Source organism: Gordoniibacillus kamchatkensis (assembly GCF_000829455.1).
Taxonomy (GTDB): domain Bacteria; phylum Bacillota; class Bacilli; order Paenibacillales; family NBRC-103111; genus Gordoniibacillus; species Gordoniibacillus kamchatkensis.
In genome coordinates this window covers 1-19,353 of record NZ_JXAK01000008.1, presented here as the reverse complement: position 1 = coordinate 19,353, position 19,353 = coordinate 1, and the positions used below count along the sequence as shown (strand labels likewise).

Genomic DNA, 19,353 nt, shown 5'->3' with positions numbered 1-19,353 from the left:
GTATTTCACATTATACTTGAAATATTCAGGCGACGGGATGTTTTCACGGCTCTTTCCGCATAAACGCCGCTTATCCTTTGACTGCGCCTGCCGATAGTCCGCTGACGACATATTTTTGCGCAAACAGCGCGATCACAATGACGGGAAGTGTAATGATGCACGCAGCTGCCATTAACGCTCCCCAGTTGATGGACGTATTGGACATGAAGTTGAATACGGCTATCGGCAGCGGCTTCGTATTTTCGCCCGACAATATCAAAGAAAACATAAAGTTGTTCCAGGAAAAAATGAAAGACAGCAAAGCAGCGGTCACGATTCCGGGGACGGAAACCGGCAGCACCATCTGAAAAAACGTCCGTACCTTCGAGCAGCCGTCAATCCAGGACGATTCTTCCACTTCCGCCGGGAAAGCTTCGAAAAACGGGATCATCACCCACATGACGAGCGGCAGGCCGATCACCATATGGCTCAAAATCAAGCCGGCGAACGTATCGATCAGACCCACTTTATTGTACAAAATATACCAGGGTACCAAATACGTTATGCCCGGAATGATTTTTGCCGTCAAGATGGCCAGGGAGAAGTACGGCATCCGGTGCCTGGCAATGGCATAAGCCGCCGGCAAGCCTAATGCAAGCGCCCCGATCGTGGATACCGCAGCAATGATGAAGCTGTTTGAAATATATTGCATGTAGTCGTATTCTTTGAACACGCTCAAATAGTTTTTAAAGGTCGGCGTAAACGAAAACATGTGGTCGGGCGAAAGAATTTGAATTTGCGTTTTGAACGAAGCGGACAGCATCCAGAGGAACGGAATCAAAATAAACAGCAGGATCGCGATGTTGATTACGGTGTAAACGCTTCTTGACATGACGGATGTTCTCACAGGTGTCCACCTAACCTTCTTCGAATAGCTGTCAGCAGCACAATGCACGCCATAATAATCGCAAAGAAGATGATAAGAAGCGCGGATGCGGAACCTAATTTAAAATTCACGAATGCCGTATCGTATATTTTGACATTCAGCGTTTGCGAAGCGAAGTTCGGGCCGCCTTGCGTAGTGGCGTAAATCGTATCGAACGTTTTCATCAAGTCGATGATGCGCAGCGTGACCGCCGTAATAATCGTAGGCATCAGGAGCGGCAGCGTAATATGCACCAGCTTTTGCAGCCCGGTTGCGCCGTCGACTGCGGCGGACTCGTAAGGATCTGCCGGAAGCGTAGCTAGGCCGGCAATGACGATAAGCGCGATCATGGGCGTCCACTGCCATACGTCCACTACGATGAGCGAAGGGATGACTTGCGTTACGGAGCCGAGCCACTCTTGGGTAGGAAGCCCAAAACTCTTCATCACCTTGTTGGCTAATCCGATGGATGGCTCGTAGATAAGCAGCCACACCAGTCCGATCGCCACGGGGGTAGCCACCATAGGAATCATCATGACCGCTTTGGCGAGCTTTTTTCCGGCAAAATTCCGCGAAAACAGAAGCGCAATCGCCACGCCGAGCACCGTCTCGAGCACGATGCTGAAAAAGGAATGATAAATCGTGATTTTAAGCGACGTCCAGAAGGCACGATCCTTCAGCAGAGATACATAATTGTCAAGCCCGACCCATTTGGGCGGGGAAATGGCGGACATGCTCCATTCGTACAAGCTGATGCGCCCCGTGTAGACGATCGGAAAGGCGATCATGAGCGCGATGAAAAGCACGGCCGGCAACGTGAACACCCATTTGAGGCGGCGATCCAACCAGTTCATTATCACAAAATCGACTCCTTCATGCGGAACTTCTGTCTCTGGATGTGCGTATGTTGTGCGAAAAAAAGGGCAGTGCGAAGACGATACTTCGACCTGCCCCGTACTTTTTTTATATCTCGTCGGGAAACGTGCCCGTCCTGCAGACGGAGCAGGCCGTTTCCTTCTGAATGGCTTTATTTCGATTTGTCTTTATCAATGATCGCCTGAAGCTCCTTGTTGGCCTGCTCGGCGGCCGCCTTAATATCTTCGCCCAGCATGGCCTTCACTGCAATGCTGCCGACGGCGTCGCGCGCCTCGCCCACGCTGATGAGCTGCGGAACGTTGTGGCCGACGCCGATCTTCATCGTTTCCTGAATCGCTGCGGCCAAATCCGGCGGGAACGTTTCCACGCCCTCTTTGGAAGCCCACACCGAGTTTCTCGCGCCGGGAACGCCGCTTCTTTGAATTTTCAGCACGTTTTCTTTGCTCGTTGCCCATTCCGTGAACGCCCAGGCGGCATCCTTGTTGGCCGAATTCGGATTCATCGCCATCGACCACGACGCGATGCTGTATGGCTTGGCGCCGGCAGATCCGGCCGGGAACGTGGCAAAGCCTACGTTGTCTTTCACAAGCGACTTCTCCGGATCGGTCGTATTTTTGTAAACCGACGCCGTTTCGGCATAGAACACGGCTTTGCCTTGTGCAAACAACCCGGCTGCTTGCGGCCAGCTCATGTTGAGCGTCCCTTGCGGGCCGTAATTTTTCAGCAGATTGGCGTAGATTTGGAAGCCCCGGATCGCTTCCGGCGTGTTGACCGTTGCCTTGTCGCCGTTGTTAAAGTCCCCGCCCTCCGAGAATACGAACGAGGCTACAGCTGTTACAAGCGCGTTCCGCTGTCCGCGACCGACGAAGCCGTACAAGTCCTTGCCGGGATCGTGAAGCTTCTTCGCCGCCGCATCCAATTCGGCGAGCGTTTTCGGTACGGGTACGTTATTTTTTTGCAGGATGTCTTTGCGGTAGTAGAGAACAAACTGGTCGGTGAACAGCGGAATCGACAGCAGCTTTCCGTTGTTCGTGCTCGCCTCGATCGTCGCCTTGGAAAAATCGTCGAACGCATAGTTCGGGTTTTTCTTGACATACTCGTCGAGAGGCTGCGTCCAACCGTTCTTGTCGTACAAAATTTTGTCCATATAAGGGCGATACATGAACAAGTCGGGCGAGTTCGATTTGGATGTGAGCTGCACGGCCAGCTTGCCTCCGAGCTGATCCTCGGCGAACGTCTGCAGATCCACTTTCATGCCTGTAGACTTCTCGAATTCGGGCAGCGCCGCTTTAATCGATTCCGCCCATTGATGGTTGAGGGCAAATACGGTAATTTTCTTTCCTTCAAAAGGCTTTGCTGCCGCCGCTGCCGGGGCTGGCTTGTCCTCGGTCTTGCCGCAAGCTGCTGCGGTGGCGAGGATAGTTAGCGACAATCCGGCAAAGGCCCATTTTTTCATATGTTTCAACCTCAGTACCCCTTTCAATGTGAGATTGTGCACGTTTTCATTGTATATGGCTCGGCGGCTCGTTCCTATAGCAATTATTTAAGAGTTATGTATACAATTTAAGTTTTAGCGGACGCGATACTTGTCGAAACAGGACGGTATAATTTCGGTCGAAGCTCCCGGCATTTGCGGCAGGATGTAGAAACCGTCTATAACGGTAGCAGGCTCGATAAAAATGTCGCGTATCCACGGAATATATTCGAGCATGATCGCGTTTGACGTAGTGGCGACCAAATGCTGATGAATTTGGCCCATGTCGCCGACGTGCGGACAGATCGGAACGTCATAGGCTGCGGCCAGGCCCGCCACCTGGAGCCATTCGGTTACGCCGGCGACCCTTGTGACGTCTACCTGGCAATATTCGACCGCCCCCTGATGAATATAATCGCGGAACGCATATTTCGAATAGACGTGCTCGCCAAGCGCAATCGGAACATTAAGCTCGTCGGCCAGCTTTTTATGCCCCATAATGTCGTCGGGGTTCAGAGGCTCTTCCAGCCAGTACAAGTCGAACTCCTCCAGCTTTTTGCCCCAGGTCATTGCCGTATTGATGTTCCACTGCTGATTGACGTCGATCATGAAGATGACTTCGTCGCCAATCGCTTTTCTTACGGCCTTGACCCGGTCGTAATCTTCGCGCGGGTCGGGCTTTCCGACCTTGATTTTGACCCCCGTGAACCCTTGCTGCACAATGTCGGTAACGTCCTTGAGCAGCCGCTCCTTGGTCCAGTTGAGCCAGCCGCCGTTCGTGTTGTACGCCTTGATCCGCTTCGATTTATGGCCGCCCAAATATTGCCACAGCGGCTTTTGCGACGCTTTGGCCATAATGTCCCACAACGCAATGTCGACAGCGGCAAGGGCCATGTGGGTCACTCCGGCGCGCCCGATCCAGTGCATTTTGCCGAATCGCAGTTGGTCCCATATTTCCTTTACCATGAACGGGTCCTTGCCGATCAGTTCAGGCGCGTAATAGCGGTCGATCGTGTCCGTAATCATCTCGTCGCCATTCGCTGTAGTGCCGGTATAGCCGTATCCGACGAAACCTTCATCCGTAAAAATGCGCACCCCGGCCAGCCCCCAATGGGAAGCGACGTTAATGGCATCCGTAATCGGCGGGTTAATGGGTACATGCAAGACAAAGCTTTCAACATTCGTAATTTTCATGGTTATCGATCCTCCGTATTGGATTTTGCGACCAGCAGCAGGTGCTCGCAAGCGAGCACGGTTTCACAGCGCTGATTCGTGATTTCGACAAGCTCAGTGACGATGCCGTGGGTGGGCTTTTTCGGATGCGGCTTCTTGTCCGTTATCGTCACTTTCGCTTTGATCGTATCGCCGATAAAGACAGGTCTGATGAAGCGAAGCCGGTCGTAACCGTAAGACATCGCTTCCGGGTTAATTTCGCCTGCGGTCATCCCCACGCCGATGCTGAAAATCAACGTCCCGTGCGCGATCCGCTGCCGGAAAGGCTGCGTCTTGCACCATTCCGCATCGACGTGGTGCGGATAAAAATCGCCCGTCTGCCCGGCATGCAGCATAATATCGGTTTCGGTGATCGTTCTGCCAAGCGTCTCGCGGGTTGCCCCCACCTCGTACTCCTCATAGTAAACCGACTTGAACAATGATGAGTTCTCTCCTCTCACTTTTTTTCGACCTGGTCCTGCCACTGCTCCGGATGCCTGTACTTTACGGTTTGCAAATGCTCGCAATACAGCACAAGCTCGCCTTCGTTTTTGAACACTTCATAGCTGACCCTGACAAGGCCCATGTCTTTATACTTCGGCCTTTTTTCGAGATGCGTGCGCACCGTATAGATCGTATCGCCGATAAAGACAGGCTTGATAAAGCGCAGCTTGTCGTAGCCGTAGCTGAACGTGTTGATATTGTTGTGGGCCATGAGTCCGAGACCGAGGCTGAACACCATCGCTCCGGCTACCAAACGGCGTCCGAACAACCCTTCCTCGCGGGCAAACATGTCATCCGCCACATAAGGATGCAAATCCATGACCAGCGCATTGAACTGCATCGATTCGCCTTCGGAAATCGTTCTGCGGATGGACCGCATTTTTTGCCCGACTTCGAATTCCTCGTACATCCACGTTTCCGTATTGAACTGCGGCAGCTTGCCGTGCTCGGCACGCAAATTGACGATTTCACTCACCCAACATCACCTCGTTTATGACATCCGTATGTTCCCCGACAGCTGGAGAGCCGACGGGAGACGTGAACAACCGGCCGTCGATCCGAATCGGGCACCGGGTCGTCTTCATCGCCGATCCGCTCCCCCGAACGACTTCCTGCACCATATTCAACACGGTAAAGCCGTCATGCTTCATCAGGCGGTCCCAAGTAAGCACTTCCGCGCACCAATAATCGGCCGGCTCCAGCTTGGAAAGCCACTCTGCGGTCGTTCCCGTTCGCAAATGATCCGCCAGCACCCGCTTGATCTCATCCCTTTTGTCAAACCATTCCGCCGGGTCTTGGTAAACCGCCAGCGCTTCGCAGCCTAACAGCCCGCTCAATTTCGTTATGGAGCCCATAGCGAGGGCGAGGTAGCCGTCGCGCGTTTCATAAATTCCGTACGGAGCACCCAAATAGGCGTTGGCATTGTTATAGGCTGACCTTTTCGGCGGCATTCCGCCGTCGTTCAAGTAGGTGGTCAGCACTTCGAATTGCAAATCCATAATCGCTTCCAGCAAGCTTACTTCTACCAAAGCTCCGCGACCGGTAACGCCCCTTCGCACCAAGGCCGCCAGTATACCTTGCACCAAATGGGCACCCGCGAGCATATCCGAGATCGATAGCCCGAAAGGCAGCGGCGGCTGACCGTCGTCTCCGTTTAGCCAAGCAAGTCCGGACCTCGCTTGGACCAACAAGTCTTGCCCGGGCTTATCCCGCCACGGCCCCTCGCTCCCGTAGCCGGTAATCTCCCCGTACACAATGGACGGATTCATGCCGCGCACGGCTTCATAATCGATGCCGATCCGTTTCGCCACGCCGGGTCTGAAGTTTTGAATCAGGACGTCGGCTTTGCGGATCAATTCGGTCACCTTGCGCATATCATCCGTATTTTTCAGATCCGCCGCATAGCTTTGTTTGTTGCGGTTGATGGAGTGAAACAGCGTACTGTCTCCGTCAAGCTCCAGATTCGAAATGTACAGCGTGCGGCATATGTCGCCGCTGCCGGGCCGCTCGATTTTGATCACGCGCGCGCCCAAATCGGCGAGCCTGAGCGCAGCCGAAGGCCCCGATAAAAATTGGCTGAAATCGAGCACCGTCAATCCTTCCAGCGGTTTGTTCAGCGCGGTCATAGCCCGAACTCCCTTTCAATGGCCGCATTATGCTCGCCTACTCTGGGAGCCCCCGTCAGGGAAGTGAGCCGCTCTCCGTCTACCCGAATCGGGCAGCGCGTTGTCCGTACCGCAGGAGCTTCGGGCCGGGTAACATCTTGGAGCATTTCGAGCGCTTGAAACCCTTCATGCTTCAGCAGAGACGGCCAATCGAGGACGCTCGCGCACCAATAATCCGCCGGCTCCAAACGAGCGAGCCAATGCTCGGTAGGTTGCCGCTTCAAATGCCGGATCAGTATTTGTTTGATTTCATCCCGTTTTTCAAACCATGTTTTCGGGTCGGCATAAGCGGCGAGCTCCGCACATTCCAGCAGCTCGCCGAGGCGCACAACCGAACCCATGGCGAGGGCCAGGTATCCGTCTGCCGTTTCATATATGCCGTAAGGAGCCCCCAAGTAAGCGTGCGCATTGTTGAATGCGCTGCGGCTCGGCGCTTGCCCCCCGTCATTGAGATAAGTCGTCAGCACCTCGAACTGGAAGTCCAGAACCGATTCCAACAAGCTGACTTCCACAAGGCCGCCTTCCCCGGTTCGGCCTCTCCGGATGAGGCAGGCGAGTATCCCTTGCGTCAAATGGGCGCCCGTCAGCATATCGGCCACAGCGAGCGCAAAAGGCACCGGGGGCTGATCCGCATTCCCGTTCAGCCAGGGAAGACCCGAAAGCGACTGTACGAGCAAATCTTGGCCGGGCTTATCTTTCCACGGTCCGCTGGTGCCGTAGCCTGTAATGCTGCCGTACACGAGCTTCGGGTTTATTTTTCGCGCTTCTTCATAGCCGAGACCGAGCTTGTTCATGGTGCCCGGCCTGAAGTTTTCGATCAGCACGTCGCTTTTGCCATCAACTTCTTCACTTTTTGCAGATCGGCGGTTTGCTTCAGATCGGCGCCGTAGCTCTCTTTGTTGCGGTTGATCGTATGAAACAGCAGGCTGTCGCCATCAACGACTTGATGGTTCAGGATGAGCTGCCGGCAAAGGTCGCCGCCGTTCGGCCGCTCAATTTTGATGACGCGCGCTCCGAGATCGGCCAGTCTAAGCGCTGCGGAAGGTCCTGATAAAAATTGGCTGATGTCGAGCACCAATAGCCCTTCAAGCGGCTTCATCGGCGATCACCCGATCTCGATTCGCGGTACAGCCGGTCCATCCGTTCAAGCACTGCCGTTCCGTCTCCGCCATTCATCATGTAGTCTCGCACGTAATCGCCGGCATTGTCCTGAAAATGAAGGTACCCGCTGTAGCGCGGACGCAAATACGCGCGGTCCAAAGCCGGCAGCGTAGCGCGGAAATAACCGTTCGTGCGGCGATTCACTTCCTCGTCCAGCCAGGCGGCGCGATGTCCGGGTTGTCCGCCGTTCTCCACATAGATCGAACGCTGGCATCCCGGACTCGCCGTAAATGCGGCGTACTCGAGAGCGATGTCCAGATGATGGCATTTGGCCGAAATGGCAAGCCCCGTTCCGCCAAGCGTCGACTTCAGCCGGCCGTGCGTCCCCAGCGATACCATGTCTGTAAAACGAATCAGCTTGCGCGCGTATCCGCTGCGGGAATAATTCGAGTAACCGTAAGCAAAAGGGCAATACGCAAAGTCGTCGCGGGAACTCATCGCTTCGTAAACTTGAATCGGATTCCAATCGAATATTTCCCGCGTGCACTTGGAAGCCAGCTCCCGCAGCTGTTCCAGCGCTTTCAGGCCCATCTCCCGGCTGATTACGGTGTCCTCATTCAGAAACGGATCTTCCCCCTGCGTGCTGCACAGCATATAGAAATTCATCAAGGAATCGATCGGAATGCCAGGAAAGATCACTTTGCCGGCATCGGCCAAGCTGATGAGATCCTCCCACGTATCCGGCAGCCGATGGCCATGCCGCTCAAGCAAATCTTCCCTGTAAGACGCGACCGGAGTCGCCGCATCGATCGCCAGAGCGCTTTGGAAGCCGCCAAACCTATAGCTGGGGTGCGACAATCCTACGGAATTGTCGGCCTGATCCTGCAAGTATTCGGCGGACAGGTGCCGTTCCAAAGGGACCAGAACGTTTTTATCGGCGGCGAATCCGGCCCAAGGATGATCGATGACGAGCAGATCGTACTTGTCGGCCAACTGCTCGATATGGGCGTCCGCAAATTGCTGCAGCGAACGCTTTTCCCATATGATTTCAACGCCCGGATGCGTTTCGCCGAAACGCTGAGCTGTGGCGACGACCGAAACGTAGCCACGGCTATGATTCCATGTAACCCCTTTCAAAGTGATACCCATACGATTCCCCTTCCTCAATCGGCATGCTTGTATTGTTGTCATTAAATTGGTACTGTGGTAGTACCAATTTTGTTTCATCATATCATTGCATTTCGCATGTGACAATAGGTATATTGGTTTTATTAGGGGGTTGTACCGGATGAAATTCGAAACGATCAAAAAAGTTACCGTCACCGAACAAATCATGGAGCGAATTGCCGAGCTGATCATGTCCGGCGAACTGCCATCCGGGCAAAAGCTGCCGAACGAGCGGTCGCTCGCCGAGCAGTTCGGAGTGACCCGGGGCCGCATCCGCGAAGCGTTAAGAGCGCTTGCGCTCGTCGGACTAGTGACGATAAAAGCCGGCGACGGCACGTATGTAACCAAGAGAGAACAGCCGCTGCCAGCGGAAACGATCACCTATTTGTTTCACAACGAGCTTCACAATCTCGACGAGATTTACGAAGCCCGGCGGCTTATCGAGTCGGCCATCTATTTATCCGCTGCGAAGCATATCAATGCGGAGCAAATCGAACATTTAAAGCAAATGCTGGACTCGTTAACCGTATCTGCGAGCGACCCGGATTTCACCCCGGAGACGTTTATGCAGCTGCTGGATCAATTCGATCTGTACGCCGGCGATAATTGCGGAAACGGGATTTATGCGAAGCTGATGCAAACGATCGTCTATTTGCGGCGCGAATCGAATATCAAGCTGCTGCAGGTACCCGGCGCGGTGCAAAATAGCGTGGAGACCCGCTCGATTATGTTGCAAGCTCTTCAAGAAGGCGACGAGAATAAAGTGAAAGACGCCCTCGATCTTTTCTTCACGAGAGCCAAACAATTTTACAACAATATTTTGCACGGAGCCGAGTAAAAGCTGCACCCGCATCGTTAATCGGCTTGCTGTAGGCGGCACCCTCTTGCAAACGCAAAAACCGTCCAAATCCGGTACGCTTCGGATCTGGACGGTTTTTTTCAGGCTGCCCGAGAAAGGCGGAGCGGAGGATGGGAATGTTGTAGGCCTTGGAGCGGAGCGTGCGCCTTTGAACTCGTGTTCCAACCTTTATTTCCTTCTTCTTAGGAACACGAGTGTGGGCGAAGCCGGAGACCCACATTCTTAGGTCCGCAGCGCAGCCCTACTTTCTCGGGCAGCCTGTTTTAACGATTGGACTCGCACTCTACCTTACAGCTCGACGATAGCCTTGATCACTTTCGATTCCGGCCTCATCCAGCTGTCGAACTTGCCGATCATGTCCTCGAACGAGGAGCGGTGCGTAATGTACCGCTGCACATCGATGTCGCCGTTGCCGACCGCTTCCATCACATGATCGAAATCTTCCCTCGTGGCGTTTCGGCTGCTCATCAGCGTAAGCTCACGCTTGTGAAACTCCGGATCGTGGAACGTAATGTCCCCTTTCACCAGACCGACATATACCAATTTGCCGCCGTGAGCCGTCAGTTCGAACGAATTTTCCATCGACTTCGCGTTTCCCGTGGCGTCAAATACAACCGTCGGAAAATCGCCGCCGGTAATTGCTGCGAGCTGCTCCTTGGCGTTTTGAAGCGCGTTTACCGTATAGTCTGCGTTTGCCCACGACTTGCTGAACGCCAGCCGTTCGTCGTTAATATCCATGGCGATCACGCGCGCGCAAGCATATTTGGCGAAAGCCATGACGCCGAGGCCGATCGGCCCGCCTCCGATAACAAGCGCCGTCTCGCCGATTTGGACGCCGGAGCGGCGTACGGCATGAGCACCGATCGCCAGCGGCTCGAGCACCGCTGTCTGATCCAATGTGAGTCCGTCTGTCTTGATCAAATGCGTTACCGGCACGGATATTCGTTCGCGCATGCCGCCGTCGATATGTACGCCAAGCACTTTCATGCCTGTGCAGCAGTTCGTTTTGCCGTTACGGCAGGCGATGCAGCTGCCGCAATGCATGTAAGGGATGATGCTGACCTGGTCGCCCTCGCGCAGTCCGGCGTCATTTGGGCCGATTCGCTCGACGGTTCCCGCCAGCTCGTGGCCCAGCACGCGCGGGTACGTGAAGAAGGGCTGATTCCCTTTGTAAGCATGCAGATCCGTGCCGCAAATGCCGATTCTGCGAATCCGCACGATCGCTTCTCCCGCGGCGTATGGCGGCTCGGGCAGTTCGATGAGCTTCAGCTTGTCTACTTGTTCGCAAACGATGCCTTTCATGGCGTTTCTCCTCCTAACGTTATCTGTTATCGCCATTGTATCAGCATCAATTAATACATAAAATAGCTAATTGTTGCGGAAACATATCCTATTTTGATATTTTTGTATGGAGATACTTTCACCCTGGAGGCGTCCGGAATGACGCATATTCGCAAATCTTTCAGCGAAGACACCGTGTTTCCTTTTCATTTCGTTTACCGGGATACGAAAAGCCCGCAAGCGGAATTGCCCGATCATCTTCATGACCGGTGCGAGCTTGTGTATGTTTACAGCGGCAAAGGGACGTTCTTTATTAATCGCACGTTCTATGACATGGGAGCCGGCGATTTGTTCGTGATTCCGGGCAACACGATTCACAGAGCCACTCCCGACGCGGACCATCCGGTCACGTCCACTGCCGTTTTTTTCGCCTCCGGCTTCGCGCAGACGAGCTCGCTCGGAGATTCGTATTCGGGCCTGCACATATTCGATTTGGCGCGCAAGCGGAAGCATTACAAAGTCGACTTAACGGAACCGCTTCGCGGCAAAATCGAAAACATGCTGTCTGAAATAAACGCGGAGCTTGAATCCAAAGCGGCAGGATACCGGCACGCGATTCGGCTGCAGCTGCAAAGTCTTATGCTCAGCCTCAATCGTCTGGTGCTTTCGGCCGAACCGGCGGCTGCCGCAGATGTTCAGATCGGGCCGCAGTGGATGAAGGAAATTTTGCATTATATCGATAGCCATCACGCCGAGCCAGGCGTCAGCTTGTCCGCTCTCGCGCAAAAAGTGTCGGTCACGCCGGCGCATTTTTCCCGGGTATTCAAGCAGTTGACCGGCATGAACGTAACCGACTACGTCAACGCCAAACGAATTGTGCTCGCCAAAGAGCTTCTGCTCGGCACAAGCGAGAGCATCGATACCATTGCAGGCCGCTGCGGCTTTGAAAGCCTGCCCTATTTTCACCGGGTGTTTAAGGCGCTTTCCGGCATAACGCCAGGGACGTTCAGGCGCGTCGGGCTCGCGCCTTATTCGCCATCCCCGCCTATATGATCGCGCTTTGCCTGTTCAGCGTATCGCCAAACGAAAAGGGACCCGCCGCAGTTTCTGCGCGAGTCCCTTTTCGCTTATTCCTTTACCATCCGGTTCGTGAGGCTGCCGAGCTTCTCGATCTCGATCGTGACGACGTCGCCGTCCTTCAGGTAGACTTGCTTCTCAGGCGGATAGCCGAGCACGACGCCTTCCGGCGTCCCGGTCAAAATAATGTCGCCGGGCACGAGCGTCATGTGCTGCGAAATGTAGCTGACGATTTCGTCGCAGCGGAAAATCATGTCCGACGTGTTGGACTGCTGGCGCACCTCGCCGTTCACGATGCACTTAATGTCCAGCGCGTTCGGATCGCCCACCTCGTCGGCGGTAACCAAATACGGCCCCAGCGGCGAAAACTTGTCGCACGACTTGCCGAGCAGCCATTGCTGCGTGCGCAGCTGCAAGTCCCGGGCGGACAAATCGTTGACGCAGCAATAGCCGAACACGTGGTCCAACGCCTGCTCCTTGGCTACGTATTTGGCCGTCTTGCCGATGACGATGACGAGCTCGGCTTCATAGTCGACCTTCTGCGACGTCCGCGGCAGCGGCACGTCTTCGCCGTTCCCGGCCAGCGTGTTGTTGAACTTGTTGAACAAAATCGGATATTGCGGAATTGGCGCATTCGTCTCTTCGGCGTGCTTGCGATAGTTCAGGCCGACGCAAATGATTTTGTTCGGGTGCGTAACGCAAGGGCCGAGCCGCAGCTGCGCGTCGTCCTTCAGCGCGGCGCCACCGGACGCCAGCGCGCGGTCTACAGCCTGCTGCAGCGTCCGCACCACGGCCGCACCGCCCTCGATTACATCGTGCACCGTGCGCGGTCCCGCTTCGCCGTTCAGCGCCGACTCCGCGTCCACTACCCCCTGTTCGGTTTTGACGCCGAGGCGGTATGTATCGTTCTCGATATAAGTCAATAATTTCACGGTCGGTTGCCCTCCTTGGAATTCAGCTGGCGGAGTTAAGCAGTGCTGAGCGCTCGACGTATGTCGACCGCCTTAACTCCTTACGCATTTTTGCCGAAAACGACGCCGCCGTCGATGTACAGCGGCGAGCCCATCATAAACTTCGATTCGTCGGAAGCGAGAAACAGCGCTGCCTGCGCTACGTCTTCCGGCCGGCCGAGGTCGCCGCTCAGCTGCCGCTTCTTGAGCCCCTCGTACGCCTCCTCCGGATTGTCGTACGACTGGCGCAAATACTGCTCCACGAACGGAGTCAAAATCGTCCCCGGCAGCAGCGCGTTCACGCGAATATTGTACGGGGCGTAGTCGACCTGCATCGATTTCGTCAACGCAAGCACTGCGCCCTTCGTCGCGGAATACGACGCGCGGCGGGCGAGGCCGATTTCCGCGATGCACGACGACATGTTGATGATGCTGCCGGAGCGGCGCTCCATCATCGACGGCAGCACGTACTTGCACGGCAAGTAAACGCCGCGGATGTTGACGCTCATCACTTTGTCCCACGCGTCCGGCTCGACTTCGTGGATCGCGCCGACGCCGCTGATGCCGGCGTTGTTGAACAGCACGTCGATGCGGCCGAACTGCGCCAAAGCTTCGCGCACCATCGCCTGCACCGAGTCCGGATTCGTGACGTCGGCTTGCAGGAATACGGCTTTGCCGCCGGCAGCGCGGATCGCTTCTACCGTCTCGGCGCCTTTCGCCGCGTCGAGATCGTTCACGATGACGGTCGCGCCCTCCCCGGCGAAACGCAGCGCCGAGCTTTGGCCGATCCCCGAGCCGGAGCCGGTGATCAGCGTGATTTTGTCTTTCAGTCTCATCGATACTCCTCCTATTCGTTACAAATTGGACAGTCTTGCAGCCAGCCTGACGATGTGTTCCCGGGCCGCGTCCCGCTTGGACTCCCACATGTGCACCGGCATCGAGGCGCTGACCGCTGCCGCAATGTCGCCGCGCGCATCGCGAATCGGAGCCGCCACGCAGCAAAAGCCGATGACCGCTTCCTGCAGGTCGAAGGCGCAGCCGCCGCGGCGCGCCTGTTCCACCTCCTGCAGCAGCGCTTCGACGGCTGTGATGCCGTACGGCGTGAGCGGCTGCAGCTGCGGCTCCGGATATAAAGCATGGAGCTCCCGCTCCGAGCGGCCGGACAGCAGCGCTTTGCCGAGCGCCGTCGCGTGCGCCGGAAACTTCATTCCCGGGTCGGACGCAAGGCGAATCGGCGATGGCACTTCTTCTTTGGCGAGGTACAGCACCTCGGTGCCTTCCAGCCGCGCCAGCTGCACCGTCTCGCCGATCGCCGCGGCCGCAGCCGGCGCCTCGCGGTGAAAGGCGCGGACCAAGTCGTTGTGGCGCGCGTACGCGCCGCCGAAGCGCGCCATCGCCGAGCCGAGCGCATACGTATCGGCGTCGTCCTTGATGACCCAGCGGAGCGCTTCCATCGTCGCGAGCAGCGAAAAAAGAGAGCTCTTATGAATGCCCAGCTCGGCGGACAAGTCGATGAGCCGCAGCCGATGCGGCCGATCCGCAATCGCCTGCAGCACGGCGTCCGCCTTCTCGACGGCAGGCACCCGATACTTGTTGTCCATTCGCTTCTCCTTTCGCAATGTTGCCAGCTTCGCACGTTGGTTTTGTATAAAAAACTGGGTTTTTGTACATAAACATCATACCATCTGCGGCCCAATGTCTACAACCATTATTTCACTCCATTCCACGCCCATTTTCGACAAATTATGCTAAGATAGGAGTGACGTAATTCAGCCACTAATTTCCAACCCCTTAGACTGGAGATGACCGACTTATGCGCCTGATTCGTGCTTGCCTCCTTGCCGTTCTCGTACTTGGCTCTATCATCGCACTTTCTATGCCAAATGCACCTGCGGCGTTAGCGGACGGCAAAATGATTGCCGACGCCAATTTGGAGCTCGCTATTCGGCTGGAGCTCAAAAAAATGTCCGGCGAATTGACCGAAGAAGATATGCTGGCGCTTCACTCGCTATACCCGAAAGACGCGTCCAAGCACATCGCCAGCCTGGACGGGCTGGAATGCGCCGCCAACCTGAACGCGCTTTATTTGCCGGGCTTCGGCATTAGCGATCTCCGCCCGATTGCGAAGCTGAACAAGCTTACAATGCTCGCGCTCAGCGGCAACGGGATTTCCGATCTCGAGCCTGTCAGCGGTTTGACGAACTTGCACACGCTCGTTATCGACCATAACCGGATCCAGGATCTGTCCCCGTTATCTCAGCTAGCCAATGTGACCAGCCTGCTCGCATCCGATAACCTCATTTCCAGCCTTGATTCTATTCGCCACATGCCGCTGGAGTGGCTCATTGCCGACAATAACCGAATCGAGAGCATCGACGCTTTGCAGGACATTCCAACGCTGCAGCACGTATACTTGAGCGGCAATCAGATTCGCGACATATCCGTATTGGAGAAGCTGCCGAAGCTGATCGACGTGGCCGTAGACGGCAATCCGCTGAATGGCGGTGCCGAACAGGTGCTGCGCCGATTGCAGGAGCGCGGCGTGACGGTGAAAAGCTTCAACTCGAATAGCGAAACGGCAGCAAAGCCGGTTCGCGTCATTCTCGATGCCAATGATGTCGGCTTCGATGTGCCGCCGCAGCTCGTTTCCGGCACGACGCTCGTGCAGTTCCGCCCCATATTCGAGCGGCTTGGACTAGCCGTGACCTGGAACGGCGAGACGGGAACGGTCGCGGGCGAGAAGCCGGGACTTACGATCCGTCTGCAAATCGGCAACCCGATGGCCGAGGTGAACGGCAAACAAGTGGAGCTGCCTGTCGCGCCTGCGATCGTGAACGGCTCCACTCTCGTTCCGGTCCGGTTCATTGCCGAAGCGACGGGCAGCGAAGTAAAGTGGGACCAGTCGTCCCGAATCGTCATCATCCGGGCGAAGCATACGTTCGCTTCCTCCGACCGCGAGGCGCAGGTCACCGCCTACGGTCTGTGGAAAGACGTCAGCGACGAATTTACCGAAGCGGGCACCAAGCTGGCCATCCGGTCGTTCAATTACCGGTACTTCACAGTCCGCATCCATCCGAAAGGCGCGGGCGAAACGCTCGATCAATATTACGCCAGCGTCAAAAAAGAGCTGTCGGCACGAACCGACGTCAAGGTGTACGGCGAGAGCACGGCGGACTACAAAGGCCGCTCCGCCCGTGAGCTGCGGTATTTGCAGCAGGGCGATCTTGACGATTACGCCTACACCGCCCTTGTGTTCGAGACGAAAAATGCTTATTGCGTAGTGAGCCGCGGGGCCATTTTCGAAAATTCCAAGCCGGCGCAGGAGGAAGATTTTGGCGTCATGCTGGACAGCCTCACTGTGGATGAATGACCGGCGCCTGAATCGGACAACGGGCACGGCTCATATACTCTCCTAAAGGAGAGGATGCTTATGAGGTTTACCGTACAGTACATTCCTCTTAGCCAAATCAAGCCGGGTTCCCCCGCCGCCGTGACCGAGCGCATGAAGCAGGTGCGCCGGCTGATGGGAGACTGCATGCACGTCATCGCCGTCCTTCCGAACCGAGGCGACGGCACATATTCGTTGCTGGCCGGGCGCGACCGTTACGATTACCTCACGAACCACACCAAGAAAAAATACGCCCCTTGCATCGTTGTCAAGAGGCGCTTCGCGCAGCGGCGGCATCCGCTCGCTTCGGCGGCGGCTAAGCTGCTTGCCCTTTTTGCGCGCGGGAGTTCCGTGCCCGGGCCGGCGCCGGCAAGCTGGGCGATCATTCGCGCGTTTCTGAAAGCGGAACCCCGTTTCCGGCAGCTGCCGCGTTTGCAGCAATGGAAAGTGCTGCTGCTCGCCGTCCGTTACCGCCAAACCGTAGTGGCGCTTATGCGGCTGGCCGTCGACCGTTATGCCCATGAACGCGAACGTACGTCCGAATAGGCTTTAGATTCAAGAAAGATCCTTGCTCCGGCACGATGCCGGCGGCAAGGATCTTTTTGCGTTCGAACGGTCCCTCTAAGTGCGCTTTCTAATCGCTTGCATCACGTGCATCAAATATTCGCTCTTGTTTAACGGATTGTAATCGCTGCGCTTCCTCACCGGAAACGGTTCCGCCATTTTTCGATATCCGCAAGGCTTGGCAATAAAAAGCCCCTCGCCTTCTGTATAGGACTGAACTTCCGACTTGAAAGCTTCCGTTGCGGCGGCAGGGATCGTTCCCGTGACAAGGTACTCCTCTTTTTTGAGCACAGGCTCGCGAAATACCGCTTTTTTCTTCGCTAGTTGAAATAAAGCCGCACTTAACGCCCTGACTGGTACGTTGAACTCGAAGCTGTTCATCGGTTCGTATACTTCCGTACCGGCCTTGCGCAGGGCCTCCATCAAAACAAGCGGAACAAGCTTGCGAAAGTCTCCCGCAACGGTGACAGGGCTGGCATATCCGGTGGCGGTCAGCGTAACCTTGATATCCGCAACCTCCCAGCCGTACAGCCCTTGCTTCAACGTTTGATGCACGGTATCCTCGATCGCTTTGTGAAAAGGCAGCGGCAGTGAGCCGAGCTCGACGGCCAGTTCATAGACGATGCCGCAGTTTTCCCCGGCCGGCTCCACGCTAAACCCGATAGTTGCACAAAACGGATTTCCCGCCTCCCCCATCACGGACAGCGCGCCACCTTTGCCCGCCGGCTTCTCGATACAGCGGATTTCCGTTTCCGAGAAATGGGCTCCGATCCCGTAGTTCTCTAGAAGAATAGTTCGGATCACTTCCTTCTGAACTTCGCCGTAAAGCCGAATATAGATCTCTTGACCGAAGTTCTGGCCGCCTCTGGAAACTTGGATGAACGGATCTTCCTCCGCCATATAGGCTAGCGCCTCAAACAATTTGTGGGCATCTTCGCTTCGATCCGGTTTGATCACGGACTCCAGATTCGGCTCGTTCAGGCGAACGTCCCGCATCCGATCGTTCCATTCACCGATCATATCCCCGATTTTGATCGTTTTCAGACCGTGAACGACGCCGATGTCTCCCGCTTCGATCCGTTCAGCCGGGGCGATCGTTCCATTCATGAGCATGCTGAGATTTTTGATTTTATCTGCAGTTGATTCCAGCTCACCCGCACGGTTCCGTCTGCTGATTCGAACTTCTTCACGCGCCCGAATTGCGCCGGAGAACAGCCGGATATAAGCCCTCTTCTCTCCGGCCGCTTCCCGTTCGATTTTGAAAACGACCGCCGAAAGTGCCGGGCAATCGCCGGCCGGCCCTCCGTTCCCTTCGTTGGCTGGGAGGAGCGTTTCGATGCCGTGAATCAGCTCTTTGACACCGATCCCTTTTGCCGCTGCGCCGACGAAAAGCGGGTATATTTTCGCGAGCTTGGCTTGGTTGCCAACCGCGTCATCCAGTTCTTTCTCCGTAAACGTCTTACCGTTCGTATAGGATTCAAGCATGTATTCATCGTTCAGGAGAAGCGTCTCGATGCACGCCTCGAGCAAAACCGAGTCGCCGTGCCATTCATTTTTCGCAATCGCCGCGTCGGCCGTACCTTCGTTTGTTCCTCTGTACAGCGGAATCGCGCAATCGGTAAGCTTCTCTTTTATGCTTTGGATCACTTTGGCGGAGTCGGCTCCGCTTCGGTCGATTTTATTGATGAAAAGGATCGTCGGAATACGGAGCTGCATGAGGGTGTTCATCAGCACCTTAGTCTGCGCCTGAATCCCTTCGACCGCCGAAATGACGAGGACCGCGCCGTCCAGCACGCTGAGCGACCGCTCGACTTCGGAGATGAAATCCGCATGTCCGGGCGTATCCAGCAAATTGACTTTCAGTTCCTTGAGCATAAAGGATACCGCCGACGCTTTAATGGTAATCCCTCTTCTTCGTTCCAGCTCCATGGAATCCGTCAACGTGTTCCCTTTGTCCACGCTTCCGGGTTTGTCAATCACTTTGGCCTCATGTAAAATATGCTCCGTAAGGGTTGTTTTTCCGGCATCGACATGCGCCAGAATCCCCATATTTATTGTTTTCATGGATCGTTATCCCCGTTTCTTTTCTCATATCGATTGTCTCATTCGATCTGTTGGTTTGCCGCATGCAGATCTACCTCCATTGTTTTGTTAAGAGTAAATTATACAATATTTTCTAGTTTCATCCTTGCGCATAGATGGTTTAAACCAAATTTTCCGTTAATGGCGTACTAATCGGGTAGGAGGCTACCCATTAGTTGAGTAGCCGACCTCCCACACCACCGTACGTACCGTTCGGTATACGGCGGTTCCTTAGTTCACGCAGTTACTT

17 protein-coding genes and 1 pseudogene are annotated in these 19,353 nt (G+C 55.4%); 4 read left to right on the top strand and 14 right to left on the bottom strand.

All coding sequences use genetic code 11. The features are described 5' to 3' along the window. Positions 1 to 70: 70 nt before the first annotated feature. From SD70_RS06245 to SD70_RS06205, 9 genes and pseudogenes are all read right to left on the bottom strand, one after another. On the bottom strand, positions 71 to 886 hold the full coding sequence (locus SD70_RS06245; RefSeq protein WP_331436733.1) for a carbohydrate ABC transporter permease: 816 nt from the start codon (positions 884 to 886) through the stop codon (positions 71 to 73). After that, positions 883 to 1,758 carry a carbohydrate ABC transporter permease gene (locus SD70_RS06240; RefSeq protein WP_041046773.1) on the bottom strand — a complete coding sequence of 292 codons (876 nt, stop codon included), beginning with the start codon at positions 1,756 to 1,758 and terminating at the stop codon, positions 883 to 885. Before SD70_RS06240 ends, SD70_RS06245 begins: the two co-directional genes overlap by 4 nt. A gap of 173 nt (positions 1,759 to 1,931) precedes the next feature. Continuing rightward, a complete protein-coding gene (locus SD70_RS06235; protein ID WP_052487125.1) occupies positions 1,932 to 3,236 on the bottom strand; it encodes an ABC transporter substrate-binding protein in 1,305 nt (434 codons plus the stop codon). Positions 3,237 to 3,350: 114 nt separating this feature from the next. Beyond that, the gene (locus tag SD70_RS06230; protein ID WP_041046772.1) at positions 3,351 to 4,448 is read right to left on the bottom strand and encodes a mandelate racemase/muconate lactonizing enzyme family protein; all 1,098 of its coding nucleotides are present in this window, start codon (positions 4,446 to 4,448) and stop codon (positions 3,351 to 3,353) included. Positions 4,449 to 4,450: 2 nt separating this feature from the next. Then, the gene (locus SD70_RS06225; RefSeq protein WP_041046771.1) at positions 4,451 to 4,906 is read right to left on the bottom strand and encodes a MaoC family dehydratase; all 456 of its coding nucleotides are present in this window, start codon (positions 4,904 to 4,906) and stop codon (positions 4,451 to 4,453) included. A gap of 17 nt (positions 4,907 to 4,923) precedes the next feature. After that, positions 4,924 to 5,445 carry a MaoC family dehydratase gene (locus SD70_RS06220; RefSeq protein ID WP_041046770.1) on the bottom strand — a complete coding sequence of 174 codons (522 nt, stop codon included), beginning with the start codon at positions 5,443 to 5,445 and terminating at the stop codon, positions 4,924 to 4,926. After that, positions 5,438 to 6,595: a CaiB/BaiF CoA transferase family protein gene (locus SD70_RS06215; RefSeq protein WP_041046769.1), complete on the bottom strand. Its 1,158-nt coding sequence runs from the start codon at positions 6,593 to 6,595 to the stop codon at positions 5,438 to 5,440. The genes SD70_RS06220 and SD70_RS06215 overlap by 8 nt, the downstream gene beginning before the upstream one ends. After that, positions 6,592 to 7,733 (bottom strand): annotated as a pseudogene (locus SD70_RS06210) (CaiB/BaiF CoA transferase family protein). The gene SD70_RS06215 and the pseudogene SD70_RS06210 overlap by 4 nt, the downstream one beginning before the upstream one ends. Beyond that, the gene (locus SD70_RS06205) at positions 7,730 to 8,884 is read right to left on the bottom strand and encodes an ABC transporter substrate-binding protein (protein ID WP_041046768.1); all 1,155 of its coding nucleotides are present in this window, start codon (positions 8,882 to 8,884) and stop codon (positions 7,730 to 7,732) included. Before SD70_RS06205 ends, SD70_RS06210 begins: the two are co-directional and overlap by 4 nt. 139 nt (positions 8,885 to 9,023) lie before the next feature. Here SD70_RS06205 and SD70_RS06200 point away from each other — a divergent pair, with 139 nt between their 5' ends. Next, the gene (locus SD70_RS06200; protein ID WP_041046665.1) at positions 9,024 to 9,740 is read left to right on the top strand and encodes a FadR/GntR family transcriptional regulator; all 717 of its coding nucleotides are present in this window, start codon (positions 9,024 to 9,026) and stop codon (positions 9,738 to 9,740) included. A 309-nt stretch (positions 9,741 to 10,049) separates the two neighbouring features. Here SD70_RS06200 and SD70_RS06195 read toward each other — a convergent pair whose 3' ends face one another. Beyond that, on the bottom strand, positions 10,050 to 11,063 hold the full coding sequence (locus tag SD70_RS06195) for a zinc-binding alcohol dehydrogenase family protein (RefSeq protein WP_041046663.1): 1,014 nt from the start codon (positions 11,061 to 11,063) through the stop codon (positions 10,050 to 10,052). A 138-nt stretch (positions 11,064 to 11,201) separates the two neighbouring features. Here SD70_RS06195 and SD70_RS06190 point away from each other — a divergent pair, with 138 nt between their 5' ends. Next, positions 11,202 to 12,095, top strand: a complete 894-nt coding sequence (locus SD70_RS06190) for an AraC family transcriptional regulator (RefSeq protein ID WP_041046661.1) — start codon at positions 11,202 to 11,204, stop codon at positions 12,093 to 12,095. Positions 12,096 to 12,169: 74 nt separating this feature from the next. On the opposite strand, the gene SD70_RS06185 is transcribed toward SD70_RS06190, so the two are convergent. The 3 genes from SD70_RS06185 to SD70_RS06175 all read right to left on the bottom strand — a co-directional run bounded on the left by SD70_RS06185 (position 12,170) and on the right by SD70_RS06175 (position 14,670). After that, positions 12,170 to 13,051, bottom strand: a complete 882-nt coding sequence (locus SD70_RS06185; protein WP_041046659.1) for a fumarylacetoacetate hydrolase family protein — start codon at positions 13,049 to 13,051, stop codon at positions 12,170 to 12,172. 80 nt (positions 13,052 to 13,131) lie between these two features. Continuing rightward, positions 13,132 to 13,905, bottom strand: coding sequence for an SDR family NAD(P)-dependent oxidoreductase (locus SD70_RS06180; protein WP_041046656.1), 774 nt, complete (start codon positions 13,903 to 13,905; stop codon positions 13,132 to 13,134). 18 nt (positions 13,906 to 13,923) lie between these two features. After that, positions 13,924 to 14,670 (bottom strand): IclR family transcriptional regulator, encoded by a 747-nt coding sequence (locus SD70_RS06175; protein ID WP_041046654.1) that lies wholly within the window; start codon positions 14,668 to 14,670, stop codon positions 13,924 to 13,926. 212 nt (positions 14,671 to 14,882) lie between these two features. On the opposite strand from SD70_RS06175, the gene SD70_RS06170 reads away from it, so the two are divergent. After that, entirely contained in the window at positions 14,883 to 16,439 is a 1,557-nt protein-coding gene (locus SD70_RS06170; RefSeq protein ID WP_082053171.1) for a stalk domain-containing protein, read from the top strand. Between the two features lie 60 nt (positions 16,440 to 16,499). Beyond that, positions 16,500 to 17,003 carry a hypothetical protein gene (locus tag SD70_RS06165; RefSeq protein ID WP_041046652.1) on the top strand — a complete coding sequence of 168 codons (504 nt, stop codon included), beginning with the start codon at positions 16,500 to 16,502 and terminating at the stop codon, positions 17,001 to 17,003. A gap of 75 nt (positions 17,004 to 17,078) precedes the next feature. On the opposite strand, the gene SD70_RS06160 is transcribed toward SD70_RS06165, so the two are convergent. Beyond that, complete coding sequence (locus SD70_RS06160) at positions 17,079 to 19,085, bottom strand: elongation factor G (protein ID WP_041046650.1); 2,007 nt, start codon at positions 19,083 to 19,085, stop codon at positions 17,079 to 17,081. Positions 19,086 to 19,353: the final 268 nt, after the last annotated feature.